Annotated in this window: 11 protein-coding genes; 8 read left to right on the top strand and 3 right to left on the bottom strand. The window is 72.7% G+C overall.

The features are described 5' to 3' along the window. Positions 1-5: 5 nt before the first annotated feature. Together mce and ACIBH1_RS18700 are read left to right on the top strand one after the other, a co-directional pair. Entirely contained in the window at positions 6-422 is a 417-nt protein-coding gene (gene mce / locus ACIBH1_RS18705) for a methylmalonyl-CoA epimerase (protein ID WP_397315022.1), read from the top strand. 209 nt (positions 423-631) lie between these two features. Further along, a complete protein-coding gene (locus tag ACIBH1_RS18700) occupies positions 632-1,966 on the top strand; it encodes a DivIVA domain-containing protein (protein ID WP_397315021.1) in 1,335 nt (444 codons plus the stop codon). Positions 1,967-2,050: 84 nt separating this feature from the next. Here the strand turns inward: ACIBH1_RS18700 and ACIBH1_RS18695 are convergent, their stop codons facing one another. Both ACIBH1_RS18695 and ACIBH1_RS18690 read right to left on the bottom strand, forming a co-directional pair. Continuing rightward, positions 2,051-2,866: an alpha/beta fold hydrolase gene (locus ACIBH1_RS18695; RefSeq protein ID WP_397315020.1), complete on the bottom strand. Its 816-nt coding sequence runs from the start codon at positions 2,864-2,866 to the stop codon at positions 2,051-2,053. Between the two features lie 71 nt (positions 2,867-2,937). Beyond that, positions 2,938-5,571, bottom strand: a complete 2,634-nt coding sequence (locus ACIBH1_RS18690) for an AAA family ATPase (protein ID WP_397315019.1) — start codon at positions 5,569-5,571, stop codon at positions 2,938-2,940. 97 nt (positions 5,572-5,668) lie between these two features. Between ACIBH1_RS18690 and ACIBH1_RS18685 the strand changes: the two genes are divergently transcribed. Further along, positions 5,669-6,418 carry an alpha/beta fold hydrolase gene (locus tag ACIBH1_RS18685; RefSeq protein ID WP_397315018.1) on the top strand — a complete coding sequence of 250 codons (750 nt, stop codon included), beginning with the start codon at positions 5,669-5,671 and terminating at the stop codon, positions 6,416-6,418. 78 nt (positions 6,419-6,496) lie between these two features. Here ACIBH1_RS18685 and ACIBH1_RS18680 read toward each other — a convergent pair whose 3' ends face one another. Further along, positions 6,497-9,205, bottom strand: coding sequence for an ATP-binding protein (locus ACIBH1_RS18680; RefSeq protein WP_397315016.1), 2,709 nt, complete (start codon positions 9,203-9,205; stop codon positions 6,497-6,499). 126 nt (positions 9,206-9,331) lie between these two features. Between ACIBH1_RS18680 and ACIBH1_RS18675 the strand changes: the two genes are divergently transcribed. From ACIBH1_RS18675 to ACIBH1_RS18655, 5 genes are all read left to right on the top strand, one after another. Further along, the gene (locus tag ACIBH1_RS18675) at positions 9,332-10,246 is read left to right on the top strand and encodes an alpha/beta hydrolase (RefSeq protein ID WP_397315015.1); all 915 of its coding nucleotides are present in this window, start codon (positions 9,332-9,334) and stop codon (positions 10,244-10,246) included. Between the two features lie 107 nt (positions 10,247-10,353). After that, the gene (locus tag ACIBH1_RS18670; RefSeq protein ID WP_397315014.1) at positions 10,354-12,549 is read left to right on the top strand and encodes a tetratricopeptide repeat protein; all 2,196 of its coding nucleotides are present in this window, start codon (positions 10,354-10,356) and stop codon (positions 12,547-12,549) included. A gap of 113 nt (positions 12,550-12,662) precedes the next feature. Next, positions 12,663-13,325 carry an alpha/beta fold hydrolase gene (locus ACIBH1_RS18665; protein ID WP_397315013.1) on the top strand — a complete coding sequence of 221 codons (663 nt, stop codon included), beginning with the start codon at positions 12,663-12,665 and terminating at the stop codon, positions 13,323-13,325. 86 nt (positions 13,326-13,411) lie between these two features. After that, complete coding sequence (locus tag ACIBH1_RS18660; RefSeq protein WP_397315012.1) at positions 13,412-14,710, top strand: MFS transporter; 1,299 nt, start codon at positions 13,412-13,414, stop codon at positions 14,708-14,710. A 65-nt stretch (positions 14,711-14,775) separates the two neighbouring features. Next, positions 14,776-15,597, top strand: a complete 822-nt coding sequence (locus ACIBH1_RS18655) for an alpha/beta fold hydrolase (RefSeq protein ID WP_397315011.1) — start codon at positions 14,776-14,778, stop codon at positions 15,595-15,597. Positions 15,598-15,609: the final 12 nt, after the last annotated feature.

Genomic DNA, 15,609 nt, shown 5'->3' with positions numbered 1-15,609 from the left:
GTCGCATGCTGCTGCGCATCGATCACGTCGGCATCGCCTGCCACGATCTAGAGGCGAAGATCAAGCTGTTCTCCGAGCTGTTCGAGCTCGAGGTCGTCGCCCGGGAGGTGAACGAGGAGCAGGGCGTCAAGGAGGCCATGCTCCGCGTCTCCGGCGACTCATACATCCAGCTCCTCGAACCCCTGTCCCCCGACTCGCCCGTCGGCAAGTTCCTCGCCAAGCGCGGCGAGGGTGTCCATCATGTGGCCTTCGGGGTAGGGGACGTCTCCGACACCATGGAGCAGATCGCGGCCAAGGGTGTCAGGCTGCTCGACGAGAAGCCACGTCACGGCTCCATGGGCTCCTCCATCGCGTTCCTTCATCCGAAGGACGTGGGAGGAATGCTGACGGAGCTGGTCCAGGGGGCCAAGCCTGCGGTCTAGCACCGGTTCCGGCCGCAAACGCAAATAACGTTCACAAGTAACGGGTAACGCAGATAGTCGGACGGGGCCTCGTACGTGCCAACAGCGGAGTACGCTGGCTTTCCACCGGACATGGGAGCCTGGCTGTCGAGCCATGGCTCCCGGCTCGGGTGCCCCGAACCCCCCGTCCGGCACGTGTAGCCGTCTCGACAACCCAGGATCGAGCCTCCATGCAGTCCGACATCGACGCCCAGCTCAACAACTTCTTCGAGGACGCCCCCGCGCGCGAGTTCGACGTGGTGCTCCGTGGTTACGACCGGCACCAGGTCCACGATCACCTGAAGCAGCTCGACGGCGAGCTGCGAACGGCCCGCGAACAGGTCACCGCACTCCAGCGTGACCTGGGCGACTCCCAGCGCCAGCTCCAGGAGCAGGAGCGGCCGACCTACTCCGGTCTCGGCGCCCGCATCGAGCAGTTGCTGCGCCTGGCCGAGGAACAGGCGACCGAGCTCGTGCAGGCCGCCAGGTCGGAAGCCAACGAGATCAAGGCTGCCGCCAAGGTGGAGGCCGCCGACATGCGCGCCGCCGCCGAGAGCGAGGCCGCCTCCGTGCGCGCGCAGGCTTCCCGGGAGGCGGAAGAGGCGCGCACCACGGCCGAGCGCGAGGCCGACGAGACCCGCTCCACCGCCCGCCGCGAGGCCGACGAGCTCACCGCGATCACCGAGCGTGAGGTCGCCAAGCTGCGCGCCACCGCCGACCACGAGGTCGCCGAGAAGCGCGCCGACGCCGAGCGCGAGATCGCCAAGCTCCGCACCACCACCGAGCGCGAGGTCGCGCAGCTGCGCGCCTCGACCAAGCGCGAGCGCGACGAGGTCCTCACCACCGCCAAGCGCCAGGCCGACGAGATGCGCGCCCAGGCCCAGCGGGTCCTGGAGGAGTCCGAGGCCAAGCGCGCCCAGGACGAGGCCGAGTTCGAGATCCAGCTCGCCGCCCGCCGCGAGGAGGCCGAGCGACAGGACGCCGAGCGCCACGCCACCGCCCAGGCCAACACCCAGAAGCTGGTCGCCGAGGCCGAGCAGCGCGCCGCCACCGCCGAGTCCCGCTCGGCCAAGGCCACCCAGCAGGCCGAGCAGACGCGCCGCGAGGCCGACTCGCACGCCAAGCAGATGGTCGCCAACGCTCGCAAGCAGTCCGAGCAGCTCGCCACCGAGGCCAAGGCCAGCGCCGAGCACATCGTCGCCGACGCCAAGGCCGAGGCCGAGCGCATCCGCACCCAGATGCAGCGCCACGTCGACGACCTCACCCGCCAGCGCGACAGCATCACCAGCCACCTGGCCCAGCTGCGCCAGCTGCTCGGCGGCGCCTCGCTGCCGGGCATGGAGCCGGAGCCGGCCCCCGTCGCCGCGGCGCCCGTCAAGCCGGCGATCGCCCCGGCCAACGACAAGCCGACCCCCCAGCCGGTCGCGGCCGCCGCGCCCGCGGCGCCGAACTCGAATTCCAACTCGGCGAACTCCAAGGAGGAGTCCAAGACGGCCGACGACGACGCCGAGTGGTGGCAGGAGTAGCCATCCGCCGGTCCGGGGACTGATCGATTGACGGCTGGGCGAGCCCGGCGGCCTCCTCAGGGAGGGCGCCGGGCTCGTCTGTTGTCAGCGGGTGGCGGTGTGGGCGGCGACGATCTGCCGCACGACCGTGTCGGGCCGCGACATCATGACCACGTGCGACGCCCCCGCGACCTCCGTGATCGTGCCTCCCGCCCGCTTGGCCATGAACCGCTGCACCGCGGGCGGGATCACGTTGTCCTTCGACGGGATCACGAACCACGACGGCACGCTCTTCCACGCCGGGACGCCGCTGTGCCCTGACAGGCCGTCCACGCTGCCCGGCCGCTGGGTCGCGGCCATCAGCCGGGTCTGCGAGGCGGGCAGGTCGGCGGCGAACACGGAACGGAACTTCGCGGGGTCGATGTAGCCGTCCTTCCCGCCCGGGTAGGGCCTGACCACGAGCGCGTGGGGCAGCTCGCTGCCGGGGAACCTCCCCGCCAGCTCCAGCGGCGTCTCGCCCTTGTCGGGTGCGAAGGCGGCGACGTAGACCAGGGCCTTGACGTTGGCGTGGCCGCGGGCGGCGTTGGTGATGGCGGCGCCGCCGTACGAGTGGCCGACCATGATGACGGGGCCGGGGATGGTGTCGATGATGCTGGAGACGTAGGCGGCGTCGCCGTCCAGATCACGCAGGGGGTTGGCGGCGGCGATCACCGGGAAGCCGGCCCGCTGGAGCCTGGCGATGGTCTCGTTCCACCCGGAGGAGTCGGCGAACACCCCGTGCACGAGCACCACCGTCGGTTTGGCCGAAGAGGAGCCCGAGGCCGAGGCCGAGGCGGGGGTGACGGCGGCGGTCAGGCCGAGGGGCAGGGTGAGGGCGGCGATCAGCAGGCTCAGGCCGCGGTGCTTGGAACGGACGGTCATGACGGTCTCCTCGGTTCGTGCCGGTTCGATACGGCACGAGCATCGGCGACCGGCGGCCGGGGACGAATCGGTCAGTTGACTGCATCGCCCGCGCCGTCCAGCGCGTCACGCAGGGCCGCCCGCGAGGTGATCCCCAGCCGCGGGAAGATCCGATACAGGTGAGCGCTCACCGTGCGCGCCGACAGGAACAGCCGCTCCCCGATCTCCTTGTTGCTCAGCCCCGAGGCCGCCAGGCGGGCCACCTCCAGCTGCTGCGCGGTCAGCCCGTGCACGCCGCGCGAACGTTGCGCCACGGCCACGCCGGTGGCGCGCAGTTCCTGCTCGGCCCGCTGCTGCCAGGCGGTCGCACCGACGGAGGCGAACAGGTCGGCGGCCCTGCGCAGCTCCGGCCGGGCCTCGCCGGGCCGCAGCCGGCGGCGTTGCAGCTCGCCGAGCGCGAGCCGCACGCGGGCGTGGTCGAAGGGCCAGCGTTCGGTCCTGGGCAGCGCGAGCGCGGCCTTGAACAGCGCGACCGCCTCCTCGTCCGGCGCGACCAGGGCCTGGGCGGCCATGACGTGCAGCCGCAGCCGGGGGGCGCGGGCGGCCAGCGGGAGCGCGGCGGCGGCGTGCGCCTTCGCCTCGTCCGCGCGCCCGGTGCGCACCGCGGACTCCACCAGCTCGAAGACCGCCCACGGCGCGAACGCCACGTGCGAGGGGATGTCTCCTGCCGGGCTGATCCTGGTCCAGTGGGTGTAGGCCGTCTCGTAGTCGCCGTGCGCCATCGCGGCGAGCCCGAGGTTGCGCGCCGACAACGACAGGTGCAGGCCGCTGCCGCGCGGGGCCGCCCACTCCTCGACGGTCCTGCTGTATTCGCGGGCGCTGTCGGCGTCGCCCCTGGCGGCGGCCAGCCAGCCCAGGCTGCAGCGCAGGTCGTGGGCCAGCAGCTCCAGGTCGTGGCGGACGCACAGGTCGAGCCCCGCGTTGGCGGCGCCCTCCGCCTCCTCCCATCGCCCGGCCAGGAAGTGGTCGTGGGCGGCAAGCCAGTAGCCGCTGGCGGCGTGGGTCACCGCGCCCTGCCCGGTCTCGCCCTCGGTCAGGGCGCGGATGCGGTCGCGGTACTCCGGCAGCAGGTCCATCCAGGTGGCGGCGCGGAACAGCGCGGCCACCCGGCCGGGCGGCGCGTCGGCGGGCAGCGTGTCGAGCGCGGTGCGCACGACGTCGGACGAGCTGCTGCCCAGGAAGACGTCGTGCAGGAGGCGGGCGAGGTCGTCGTCGCAGCCGGCGACCACGTCCGACACCTCCGCCCACTCCCTGGCGTCCTGGACGTAGGAGGCCGCCATCACCCTGACCAGCGGTCCCGCCGAGGGCGTGCTGCGCAGCAGGCGGCGGGCGGCGTCGAGGTCGCCGTGCCGCAGCATGAGGATCTGCGCCCTGGTGGCCAGGGCCCTCGCGGGGTCGTCCAGGTGCTGGCGTGCCTGGTCCAGCAGGGTCTGGGCGAGGGCGAGCTGGCCGGACTCGCCGGCCAGCTCGGCGGCGTGCTCCAGCCGTACGGCACGCGCGGACGGGTCGGGGGTGAGGTCGGCGGCGCGCTGGAGCGCCTTGACGGCCAGGCCGCTGCCGCCCCGCATGGAGACAGCGCGGGCGGCCTTCTCGATCTCGGCGGCCACCTGCTCGTCCGGCTCGACGGTGGCCGCGGCCAGGTGCCACATGCGCAGCTCGGGGTCGGCCTGGTGATGGTCGGCCAGGACGGCGTGGGCCCCGCGGGTCTCCTCGGGCGAGGCCGTCCTGATGATCGCCGATCTGACCAGCGGATGGCGGAAGCGCAGGCCGGACGGCGTGGAGTCGCGGGTGACCAGGCCGGCGCGCTCGGCCTCCAGCAGTTCGTACGGCGACAGCTCCGCCCGATGCTCCAGCCGGTCGCCGTCGAGCGCGGCCACCAGCAGCGTCGTCCTGATCCGCGGCTCCAGCTCCAGCAGCCGGCCCGCGAACCCGGTCTCCAGCCGGGTCCGCAGGGGGGCGCCGCCGGGGAGCAGTTCCACGCCGACGGAGGTCTGCGGCAGCTCGGTGATGGCCAGCGGGTTGCCCGCCGCCTCGGCCAGCACCCGCTCGCGCACCGACGGCGGCAGGTCCGGGTGGAGCCGGTCGAGCAGGAGCCCGGCGGCCTGGTCGTCGAGCGGCCCGACATCCAGCATGTGCACGCCGGGGGTGACTCGCTCCGTGGCCGTCAGCGGGCGGCGGGCGAAGACGGCCCTCAGGTCGTAGGGTTCGAGCCGGAGCAGGATGAACATCATCACCTCGCGCGTGGGGTGATCCACCCAGTGGGCGTCCTCCACGGCGATCAGGACCGGCCCGTCCTCGGCCACCACGGCCAGCAGAGCCAGCGACGCCACCGAGATCGCCAGCCGGTCGGGCGCGGGACCCTCCTGCATCCCCAGCACGCGGCGCAGGATGTCGCGGTGGAAGGGCTCCACCCGGTCCAGGTAGGCCATCACCGGCGAGAACAGCTGGTACAGCCCGGCATAGGCCAGCTGGGCCTCCGACTCGAAGCCGCTGCCGCCCAGAACCCTGATGCCCTGCTGCCGCGCGTGGGCGATCCCGGCCCGCAGCAGCACCGACTTGCCCACGCCCGGGTCGCCGTGCAGCACGAGGTTGGGCAGCACGCCGGGTGCGCGGTCGATCGTCTGCCGGAGAGCGTCCAGCTCCGCGGCTCGTCCGATGATGTCCATGTGGTGTGCGTCTCCTGGGTGCAGTCATTTGACCGATTGCCTGGACTGCCGGTCGGGGCATGCTGGGCGAGTGCCGCGACTACAGGTGGGAACAGACGTGAGCCTCTTCTACGAGGACGTCGGCGACGGGCCGCCCGTCGTCCTGGTGCACGGCTGGCCACTGTCGTGCCGGTTCTGGGAGCCCCAGATCGGCCCGCTCGTCGAGGCGGGGCGCCGGGTGGTCTGCTACGACCGCCGCGGCTTCGGCGACTCCAGCCGTCCGTGGCACGGCTACGACCACGCCACGTTCACGGCTGATCTGGCGGCCCTGGTCGAGGCGCTCGACCTGACCGGGCTGACGCTGGTGGGCTTCTCCACCGGCTGCGCGGAGGCGGTCGGCTACGCGGCGGCGTCGCGGCGGGTGGCCCGCCTGGTCCTGGGCAGCCCGGTGGTGTATCCGGACCCGCTCGCCGACGAGCTCAGGACCGCCTCCCTGCGGCACCGCATCCCGATGCTCGACGACCTGCTGCTGCGCTTCTTCGCCGTCGACGGCTACAGCGCCCTGGACGAGCGGACCCGCCTGTACCTGCTCGGCCTGGCCGCCGGCGCCTCCCCCCGCGGCACCGCGGAGTCGATGGCGGCGTGGAGGTCGGCGGACCCGGCCGCCGACCTGTCGGCCGTCGCCGTGCCCACGCTGATCATCCAGGGTGAGGGTGACGCGTTCGTTCCCCAGCAGGACAGCGGGGCACGGCTGGTGCGGGCGATCGCGGGCAGCGTGCTCGTCACGATTCCCGACGCGCCGCACGGAGCCCTGCTCACCCACGACGAGCAGTGGAACCAGCTGCTGCTGGACTTCCTGGCGAGTTGACGGCATGCCACGACGGTAGGCAGCCCTCCCGCGCGCGGGGTATCGGTCGCATGACGTAGAAGCCGCGGGCGGCGTGGCTTAGAGGACGTCGCGCAGCTGGCCGCGTGAGGTGATGCCGAGCTTGCGGAAGGCGTGGTGCAGGTGGGTGCCGACCGTGCGGTGCGACAGGTAGAGCTGCTGGCCGATCTCGCGGTTGGACAGGCCCGTCGCGGCCAGCTTGGCGATGTGCAGCTCCTGGGGGGTGAGCTGCTCGGCGGAGCTCGGCACGCGCAGGTGGCTGCCCTCGCCCGTGGCGCGCAGCTCCTGGCGGGCCTTCTCGCCCCAGGCCAGCAGCCCGAGCTTGTCGCAGGCGTCGCGGGCGGCTCGCAGCGGGCCGCGGGCCTCGACGATCCGGCGCTGGCGGCGTAGCCAGACGCCGTGCGCGAGCAGCAGCCGTGCCCGCGCGGTGGGCCACGAGGACAGGTCGGCGGCGAGGGCCGCCTCGAACAGGGCGTCGGCTTCGTCGATGTCGTCGGCCAGCACGGCTCTGGCATGGCGCAGGCCCACATGCAGGTAGGGCGAGGGTGACCGGGCGCCCATGAGCTCCATCTCGGCCAGGGCCGTACGGGCCAGGTCGTGGTGCTCGGCCGTCACCGCGGCCTCGGCCAGCTCGCTGATCGTGACCGAGCCCCAGTTGGGGTGGTGGGCGGCGTCGCGGCGGTCGAAGATGCGCCACAGGTGGCCGAAGGCGGTGGCGTGCTGGCCCGCGCACAGGGCGATCAGGCCCCTGGCCCACTGGATCATGGCGATGTTGGAGGCGATGGTGACGCTTCCGAGCACCCGCTCGCTCCTGGCGGCCAGCTCCAGCCCGTGCTCCGCGTCGCCGCGCAGCCCCGTGAGCAGGGCCAGGATCGCCAGGGAGGCAGACTGCCAGCGGGGCTGATGGGTCTCCCTGGTCAGCCGCTCGCACTCCTCGGCCACCAGCATGGCGCTGGGCCAGTCGCCGCCCAGCACGCGGTTGACCGCCTGCGAGGTCAGCGACTGCGCCAGCACCCCGAGCCGGCCCTGGGCGCGCAACTCGCTGATGGAGTCGTCCAGGAACCCGGCCGACAGCTCGTAGGCGCCGATCGTGCTGGCGGCCACGCCCAGCAGCCTGCCCATGGCGCCGTCGAACCGGGTCTCCCTCAACCTGGTCAGCCGCTCGATCAGCTCGCCCGCCCGTTCCACGGGCGCGGCGGTGGCCAGCGCGACCAGCAGTTCGGGGTCGTCGTCGTGCGCGGCCAGCCGTTCGGCCAGGGAGACGACCCGGTCGCGCAGCTCAGGCCCTGGGTCGCGCCACCAGCAGCGCATCGCGGCGGCCCGGACGAAGTTGCGTGCCAGGGCCTGGTCCTGCGAGCTCTCCAGCTCCTCGGCGGTGGCGATGAGCCTGCGCACCCGCTGCGGCCCCTCGTTGCGGCCCTCCTCCAGCATCTCGTTCAGCCATGCGAGCCTGGCGCGTTCCGGCCCGGCGAGCAGGGTCGGGTCCATCAGGGCGAGCAGTTCGGTGATCAGCTCGCCGCGCCCCAGCTCGAAGGCGAGTTCCGCGGCGCGCAGCAGGCGCATGGCGCGGTCGGGCAGGTGCTCGCTGAGCTCCGCCGCGCGGCGCAGGGCGGTGACGGCCACGGTGAGCGCCCCGCGCTGCCTGGCCCGGAGCGCCACCTGCTCCAGGTCGGCGGCGACGCTCTCGTCGGGGTGGTCGAGCGCGGCCGCCCGGTGCCAGGCCCGCCGGTCGGGGTCCTGGGCGTGCACGTCGGCCAGAGCCAGGTGGACGACCTGCCGGTCGAGCGGCCCGGCCTTCTGGTAGATGGCCGAGCGCACGAGGGGGTGACGGAAGCGCACGACCCGCTCGTGCAGCATCACCAGGCCGAGGTCGATCGCCGGGGCCAGGTCGGCCAGCGACAGCTGGGTCCCGGTGGCCGCGCCCGCGGCCGTCAGGGCCTCGCGCAGGTCGTGGCTGTCGTTGGCGGCGCTGGCCAGCAGCACCATCCTCGTGCGTCGCGGCAGTTCGGCCAGGCGGGTGGCGAAGGAGCGCTCCAGCCGGGCCGTGAGCGGCAGGAACTCCCCTGAGGGCGGGCCGGGTTCCCTGTCGAGGGCGACCGGCAGCTCGACGAGGGCGAGGGGGTTGCCGGCGGCCTCGGCCAGCACCCGCCATCGCACGCCGGCCGAGAGCTTGGAGGGCCGGCTGTCGAGCAGTCTCTCCGCAGCCGACAGATCGAGCGTGCCCAGGCTCAGCTCCGGCAGGCCGATGTCGTCGAAGGTGGTGGCGTACCCTTCGCGCACGGCCAGGATCATCCCGATCGGCTCGGACCGCAGGCGCCGGGCGACGAAGGCCAGGACCTCCGTGGTGGGCCGGTCGAGCCATTGCAGGTCCTCCACCACGACGAGCAGCGGCCTGGCCGAGGCGGTCTCGCCGAGCAGGTTCAGTACGGCCAGCGCGACGAGGAAGGGCTGGGGCGCCTGGCCGTCGCCCATGCCGAACGCGTTGAGCAGCGCGTCGCGCTGGGCGACCGGCAGCTCGGAGGCGGTTTCGAGCATCGGCTGGATCAGCTGGTGCAGCCCGGCGAAGGGCAGATGGGTCTCGCTCTGCACGCCCGCGGCCATGGCCGTGGCGAAGCCGCGCGCCCGCGCGCAGTCGAGGGCGACCGCCAGCAGGGCCGACTTGCCGATCCCCGCCTCGCCCCTGACCACCAGCGCGTCGCCCTGTTCGGGGATCCGCGTCACCAGGCTCTCGACCTGGGCGGTCTCGCGCTCACGCCCGAACAGGGCCATCTGCGCTCTCCCGCTTCTCTCCCACAAATCGACTATTGTGCCGCGAAATACGTCATGCGACGCATACCCCCGGGCGTTTCCTCACCCTAGTGTCGGCACGCCGTCCGCTGTTGTCCGGGAGCCATCATGACAAAGCCGGTGCTGGACCCTGTCGCCCAGGCCTTCGCCGACGCCACCGCGAGCCCGCCGTTCCTGTACGGCATGGCGCCGCGGGAAGGGCGTCAGGCCATGCGCGACGTCCAGCAGCCGCAGATCCTGGTCCCCGGCACGGTCAGCCAGGAGATCGCCGGCCTGACCATCTACCGGCCGGAAGGCTGCGACGACGCCCTGCCGGTGGTGCTGTACGTGCACGGCGACTGGGTGTTCGGCGGCGAGCATTCCGACAGCAGGCTGGCGCGCGAGCTGGCGCTGAAGGCCAGGACGGCGGTGGCGTTCGTGCACTACAGCCTGGCTCCCGAGGCGCGCTACCCGGTCGCGCTGGAGGAGTGCATGGGCGCTCTGGACTGGGTGAGGCGGCACGGCGCCGGGCTCGCGCTGGACGCCTCCCGCATCGCGGTCGCCGGCGGGAACCTGGCGGCGGCCCTGGCCCTGCGCGCGGGCGCGCGGCTGGCCGGTCAGGTCCTGCTGTACCCGGCGACCGACGCCTCGTGCGACACCGGCTCCTACCGCGACTACGCCGAAGGCTATTTCCTGCGGGCCGACGGGATGCGCTGGTACTGGGACCAGTACATCCCCGACGACGGCAGGCGGGCCGAGAGCACCGCCTCGCCGCTGCGGGCCACACGCAGGGAGCTGAGCGGGCTCCCGCCGACGCTGGTGATCACCGCCGAGGCCGACGTGCTGCGCGACGAAGGCGAGGCCTATGCCGTACGGCTGCGCGGGGCGGGCGTGCCGGTGACGGCGGTCCGCTACCTGGGCGTCATCCACGGCTTCCTCACACTCAACGCCCTGCGCGGCACCCACTCCGCCCAGGAGGCGATCGACCAGGCGGGGCACTTCCTGGCCAGGGCCCTCGGCACCGCCGCGGCGGGCCGGTCCTGAGGCCACCCGCCACGTGACCGGCGGCGGGGCCGGCCGTAAGCTGTGCGTGATCTCACCGGATCGCGCAGAGGGAGCCCCCCATCGCCACTCCACTCAGCTTCGCGGAGGTGCTGCGACGCCACCGGCGCGCGGCGCGCCTGACGCTGGAACAACTCGCGGAGGCATCGGGAGTCAGCGCCCGCACGCTGTCCGACATGGAGCGCGGGCGCAGCAAGGGCCCGCAGCACCGGACCGTCACCGCGCTGGCCGACGCCCTGCGCCTGGCGGGGACCGAACGCGAGCAGCTGATGGAGCTGGCGCGCGAGGGGCGCCTGCGCGACCACTGGGCCAGGCCGACCGGGCTGTGCGAGCTGCCCAGGTCCGTCGACGACTTCACGGGCCGATCCGCCGAGCTGGCCTGGGCCGCGGAGCTGGTGCGGGCGGCAGACGCGGGGCCGGGACTCGTCACCGGATCCGCCGGGCTGGGCAAGTCCACCCTGGCGGTCCGCGCCGCCCACACGCTGCGGCAGGACTTCCCCGACGGGGTGTTCTTCCTCGACCTGTTCGGCATGTCTGCCGAGCCGCTGCCGTCCGACGAGGCGCTGGGCATGCTGCTGCGTGCGCTGGGCCTGGCAGATCAGCAGATCCCCTCCGACGTCGCCGAGCGGGCGTCCCTGTATCGCTCGCTCCTGCGCGAGCGGCGCGTCCTGGTCGTGCTCGACAACGCCGGCTCCGAGGAACAGGTCAGGCCGCTGCTGCCGGGCGGCGGCGCGGCCAGGGCCCTGGTGACCAGCCGCCGCCTGCTGGCCGGGCTGGAAGGCGTGCGCAGGCTCGGCCTCGGGCCGCTGCCGCCGATGGAGGCCACGCAGTTGCTGACCGGGATCCTGAAGGACCGCGGCACCCCTGACGCCGATCCCGCACTCTGGGAGCTGGCGCAGCTGTGCGGAGGGCTGCCGCTCGCGCTGCGGATCGCCGGCAACCGGCTGGCCAGCCGTCCGGGCTGGAACGCCGCCGACTTCGCCGCCCGGCTGACGGACGAGGAACGCCGCCTGGACCAGCTCAGCGCGGGCGACCTGAAGATCGCCACGGCGTTCGGGCTCTCCTACGACCAGCTCGCGGAGGCGACGCGGCGGGTCTTCCGCCGCCTGGCCCTGGTCCCTGGCCGCGATTTCGACGCGGCCCTGTCCTCCGTGGCAGGCGGCACGTCGATCGCCGGGGCGTGGGACGCCCTCGACGAGCTGGTCGACCTGGGCCTGCTGCAGGATGGCGCGTCGGGGCGCTACCGCTTCCACGACCTGGTCCTGCTGTTCGCCCGCGAGCGGCTCAGGGAGGAGGACTCCGCGGCCGATCGTGACGCGGTCGTCGACGCGGTGACGTCGTGGCTGCTGAAGATGGCCGTCACCGCCGGACAGTGGTTCGGGCCCGGGCGCCCGGAGAACGATCTGCCCGGCCTCTCCTCCACCCAGGAGGCCGACCTCTGGCTGCGTGTGAACGCTGACAACTGGCTGGGCGCCCTGCGCCAGGCCGCGGTTCTCGGCAGGCACGCCACCGTCGTCGACTTCGCCATGACGCTGATCCACTTCTCCAACCGGTGGATGCACGCCGTGCACTGGCACGACGTGTTCGTCCTCGGCGCCCAGTCGGCCGCCGCCCTGGGCGATCTGACCCATCAGGCCGCGCAGCTCAACGCGCAGGCCGGAGTGCACCTCATGTCCGACGGCGACCTGGAGGCCGCCCTGCGCCACACCGCGGATGCGATGGTGCTGGCCGTACGCGCGGGCAGCACCGAGGAGATCGCCTCCTCCCACCATTACGCGGCGGGCGCGCTGCGCAGGCTGGGACGGCTCGACGAGGCCATCGAGGCGCAGAGCAAGGCCGCGGAGATGTTCAGGGCCGACGGCGACATGGACGCCTACAGCCACAGCCTCGGCTCCCTGGGCACCTGTTTCCGGGACACCGGCCGTTACCCTCAGGCTCTGGAGCACTACTTCAAGCTGTGGGACCTGCTGAACGACGAAGTGTCGGGGGTGTCGCCGAGCAACGCCGCCTTCAGCCGGCCGATCGTGCTCACCCGCATCGGGGAGTGCCTGGGCCTTCTCGGCCGCAGGACCGAGGCGATCGGCAAGCTCACCGAGGCGATCGCCCTGTTCAAGGAGGTCCAGGTGCCCGCCATCCAGGCCGGCGCCCTGGAGACGCTGGCGGCCCTGCTGGCGGAGGAGGGCCGGAGCGGCGAGAGCCGCCAGGCCTACGCGCGGGCGGCCGAGATCTACGAGGCCATCGGCGACACCGACGCGAGCAGCCGCTGCCGCGACCTGGCGTCCTGACGGTTCCGCGCCACTTCTGCATGCTGTTCTGCGTGGTCCCGCGGAGCCCTGGCCACTTTGATGGGTTGCACCGGGACAGGCACAGGGCCTGTCCTCCCAGCTCGGGAGCGACCATGACCACGATCAAGGACATCGTGCTCGTGCACGGTGCCTTCGTGGACGGATCCGGCTGGCGGGGTGTCCACGAGGAGCTGACCTGGCACGGGCTGCGCGTCCACGTCGTCCAGAACCGGGCGAGGTCGCTCCAGGGCGACGCCGCCACGACCCGCCGGGTCCTGGACGGCCTCGACGGCCCCGCCGTCCTGGTCGGGCACTCGTACGGCGGGGCCGTCATCAGCGCCATCGGCACCCATCCCAACGTCGCCTCGCTCGTGTACGTCGCCGCGTTCGCCCCTGATCGGGGCGAGTCCGTCGGCACGCTCCTGCCCACCCCGCCGCCGGTGCTCCCTCCGGTGGAGGGAGCACATCTGCTCGACCGCGAGAAGTTCGCCGGCTGGTTCGCCGCCGACCTGCCCGACCGGCTGGCCGCGTTCATGGCCGACTCGCAGGTCCCGTGGGGCGTGGACGCCCTGCGCGGTCCGGTCGCCGAGCCGGCGTGGCGGCACCGGCCCAGCTGGTACCTGCTCGCGACCCAGGACCGGATGATCCCGCCGCCGACCCAGCGCATGATGGCCGAACGCGCCGGCTCCACCGTCGTCGAGGTCATCGGCAGCCACGCCGTCCACATCTCCCAGCCCGCCGCGGTGGCCGACCTCATCCGCCAGGCGGCCGTCTGACCCTCCCCTCCCCCCGGACGACTCGTGCATGACGCGCCGTCCGCCGATTCCGCACGCCTCAAAGCCGACGTCTCAAGGAGGCCGTCATGACCAACACATCCGTGACCAAAGCCGCCGTCATCGGCACCGCGGTCGAGTTCTACGACCTGGCGCTCTTCGGGCTGGCCGCGGCGATCGTCTTCAACGGCCAGTTCTTCCCCGCCGACGCTCCCCTGGCGGGCACCCTCGGCTCCTTCACCGCCTTCGCGGTCGGCTTCCTGGCCCGGCCCATCGGCGGAGTCGTGTTCGGGCACGTCGGCGACCGGCTCGGGCGCAAGCCCGCCCTGGTCCTGACGCTGCTGCTGATGGGGCTCTCCACGACCTGCATCGGCCTGCTGCCCACCTATGACCAGGTAGGGCTGGCGGCGCCCATCCTGCTCGTGCTGCTCCGGCTGCTCCAGGGATTCGGCGCCGGAGCCGAGTTCGCCGGCGCCCTCGTCATGGTCGCCGAGACCAGCGACCCGCGGCGGCGCGGCCTGTGGGCCTCGCTTCCCGGCACGGGCGTGCAGATCGGCATCCTGGTCGCCACCCTGGTCTTCACCGTGTTCGCTCCGCTGCCGTCGTTCGAGGCGTGGGGCTGGCGGGTGCCGTTCCTGCTCAGCCTGGTGGGCGTGGCCGTCGGGCTGTTCTTCAGGATCCGGGTGCCCGAATCGGAGCTCTTCGAGCGCGAGCGGGCGCGAGGGGTCAGCCGCTTCCCGGTGCTGGAGGTCCTCAGGCGGCAGCCGCGTCACCTGCTGATCGCCGTCGCCCTCAACGCCCCCTACGGGGCGATCGGCTACATCCTCAACGTCTTCGTGCTGTCGTACGTCACCAAGACGCTCGGCCTGCCCGCCACGGTGGGCCTGACCGCGAACATCGTCTCCTCCGTCGTGGGAATCGTGCTCATGCCGCTGTTCGGGCTGCTGGCCGACCGCGTCGGCCGCCGGCCCGTCTTCCTCGGCGCCGCGCTCGCGCTGTCCGCGTTCGCCTTCCCGATGTTCTGGCTGATCGACACCGGCCGGCCCGTGCTGGTCGTCCTCGCGCTCACGGTGGGATACGGCGTCTGCGTCACGGCGATGTTCGCCGTGCTGGGCTCGATGCTGACCGAGCTGTTCGGCACCCGGTACCGCTACAGCGGCATCGCCGTCTCCCGCGAGTGGACGGCCGCGCTGACCAGCGGCCCCGCACCCCTCGTGGCGGCCACCCTGGTCGCGGGAGCGGGCGGCGCGTCGTGGCCCATCGCCCTGCTGCTCATGGGCTGCTCGGCCGTCATCGTCATCGCGGTCCTGCTCGCCCCCGAGACCCGCGCCAAGGATCTGGATGACCGCTTAAGTCACGAGCCCGTCGGCTCACATGCAGTCATCTGACCGATTTCGACCCCACCACCGCCGACCTAGCGTCGTGCCATCGACACCGACTGAAGGAACCTGACATGCCTTACGTGACCACCTCTGACGGGACCGAGATCTTCTACAAGGACTGGGGCTCGGGCCGTCCGGTCGTCTTCAGCCACGGGTGGCCGCTCAACGCCGACGCCTGGGACAACCAGATGCACCTGGTCGCCTCGAACGGCTACCGCGCCATCGCCCACGACCGGCGCGGCCACGGCCGCTCCAGCCAGCCGTGGGACGGCAACGCCATGGACACCTACGCCGACGACCTGGCCCAGCTGATCGAGACCCTGGACCTGCGTGACGCCGTGCTGGTCGGCCACTCCACCGGTGGCGGCGAGGTCACCCGCTACATCGGACGGCACGGCACCTCGCGCGTGTCGAAGGCGGTCCTGCTGGGCGCCGTGCCGCCGCTGATGCTCAAGACCGACGAGAACCCGCAGGGCCTGCCCATCGAGGTGTTCGACGGCATCAGGGCCGGGGTGAGCAACGACCGTTCGCAGTTCTACAAGGACCTGGCCGTCCCCTTCTACGGCTACAACCGGCCGGGCGCCGAGGTGTCGCAGGGCGTCATCGACGCCTTCTGGCTGTGGAGCATGCAGGTCGGCGTCAAGGGGGCGCTCGACTGCATCAGGGCCTTCTCCGAGACCGACTTCGTCGAGGACCTCAAGAGCTTCGACATCCCGACCCTGATCGCCCACGGCGACGACGACCAGATCGTGCCCTTCGTCGCCTCCGCGCCCAAGGCCGCCGAGCTGGTCAAGGACGCCACGCTCAAGGTCTACCCGGGCGCACCGCACGGCCTGGCCGGCGCTTTCGAGCGCGAGTTCAACAACGACCTGCTCGCCTTCCTCGCCTCCTGAAAGGCCTTCCGA

It is taken from the genome of Nonomuraea sp. NPDC050663 (genome assembly GCF_044456985.1).
Lineage (GTDB): Bacteria > Actinomycetota > Actinomycetes > Streptosporangiales > Streptosporangiaceae > Nonomuraea.
Note: the sequence above shows the minus strand (reverse complement) of the source record. Positions and strands in the feature narration are given on the sequence as shown.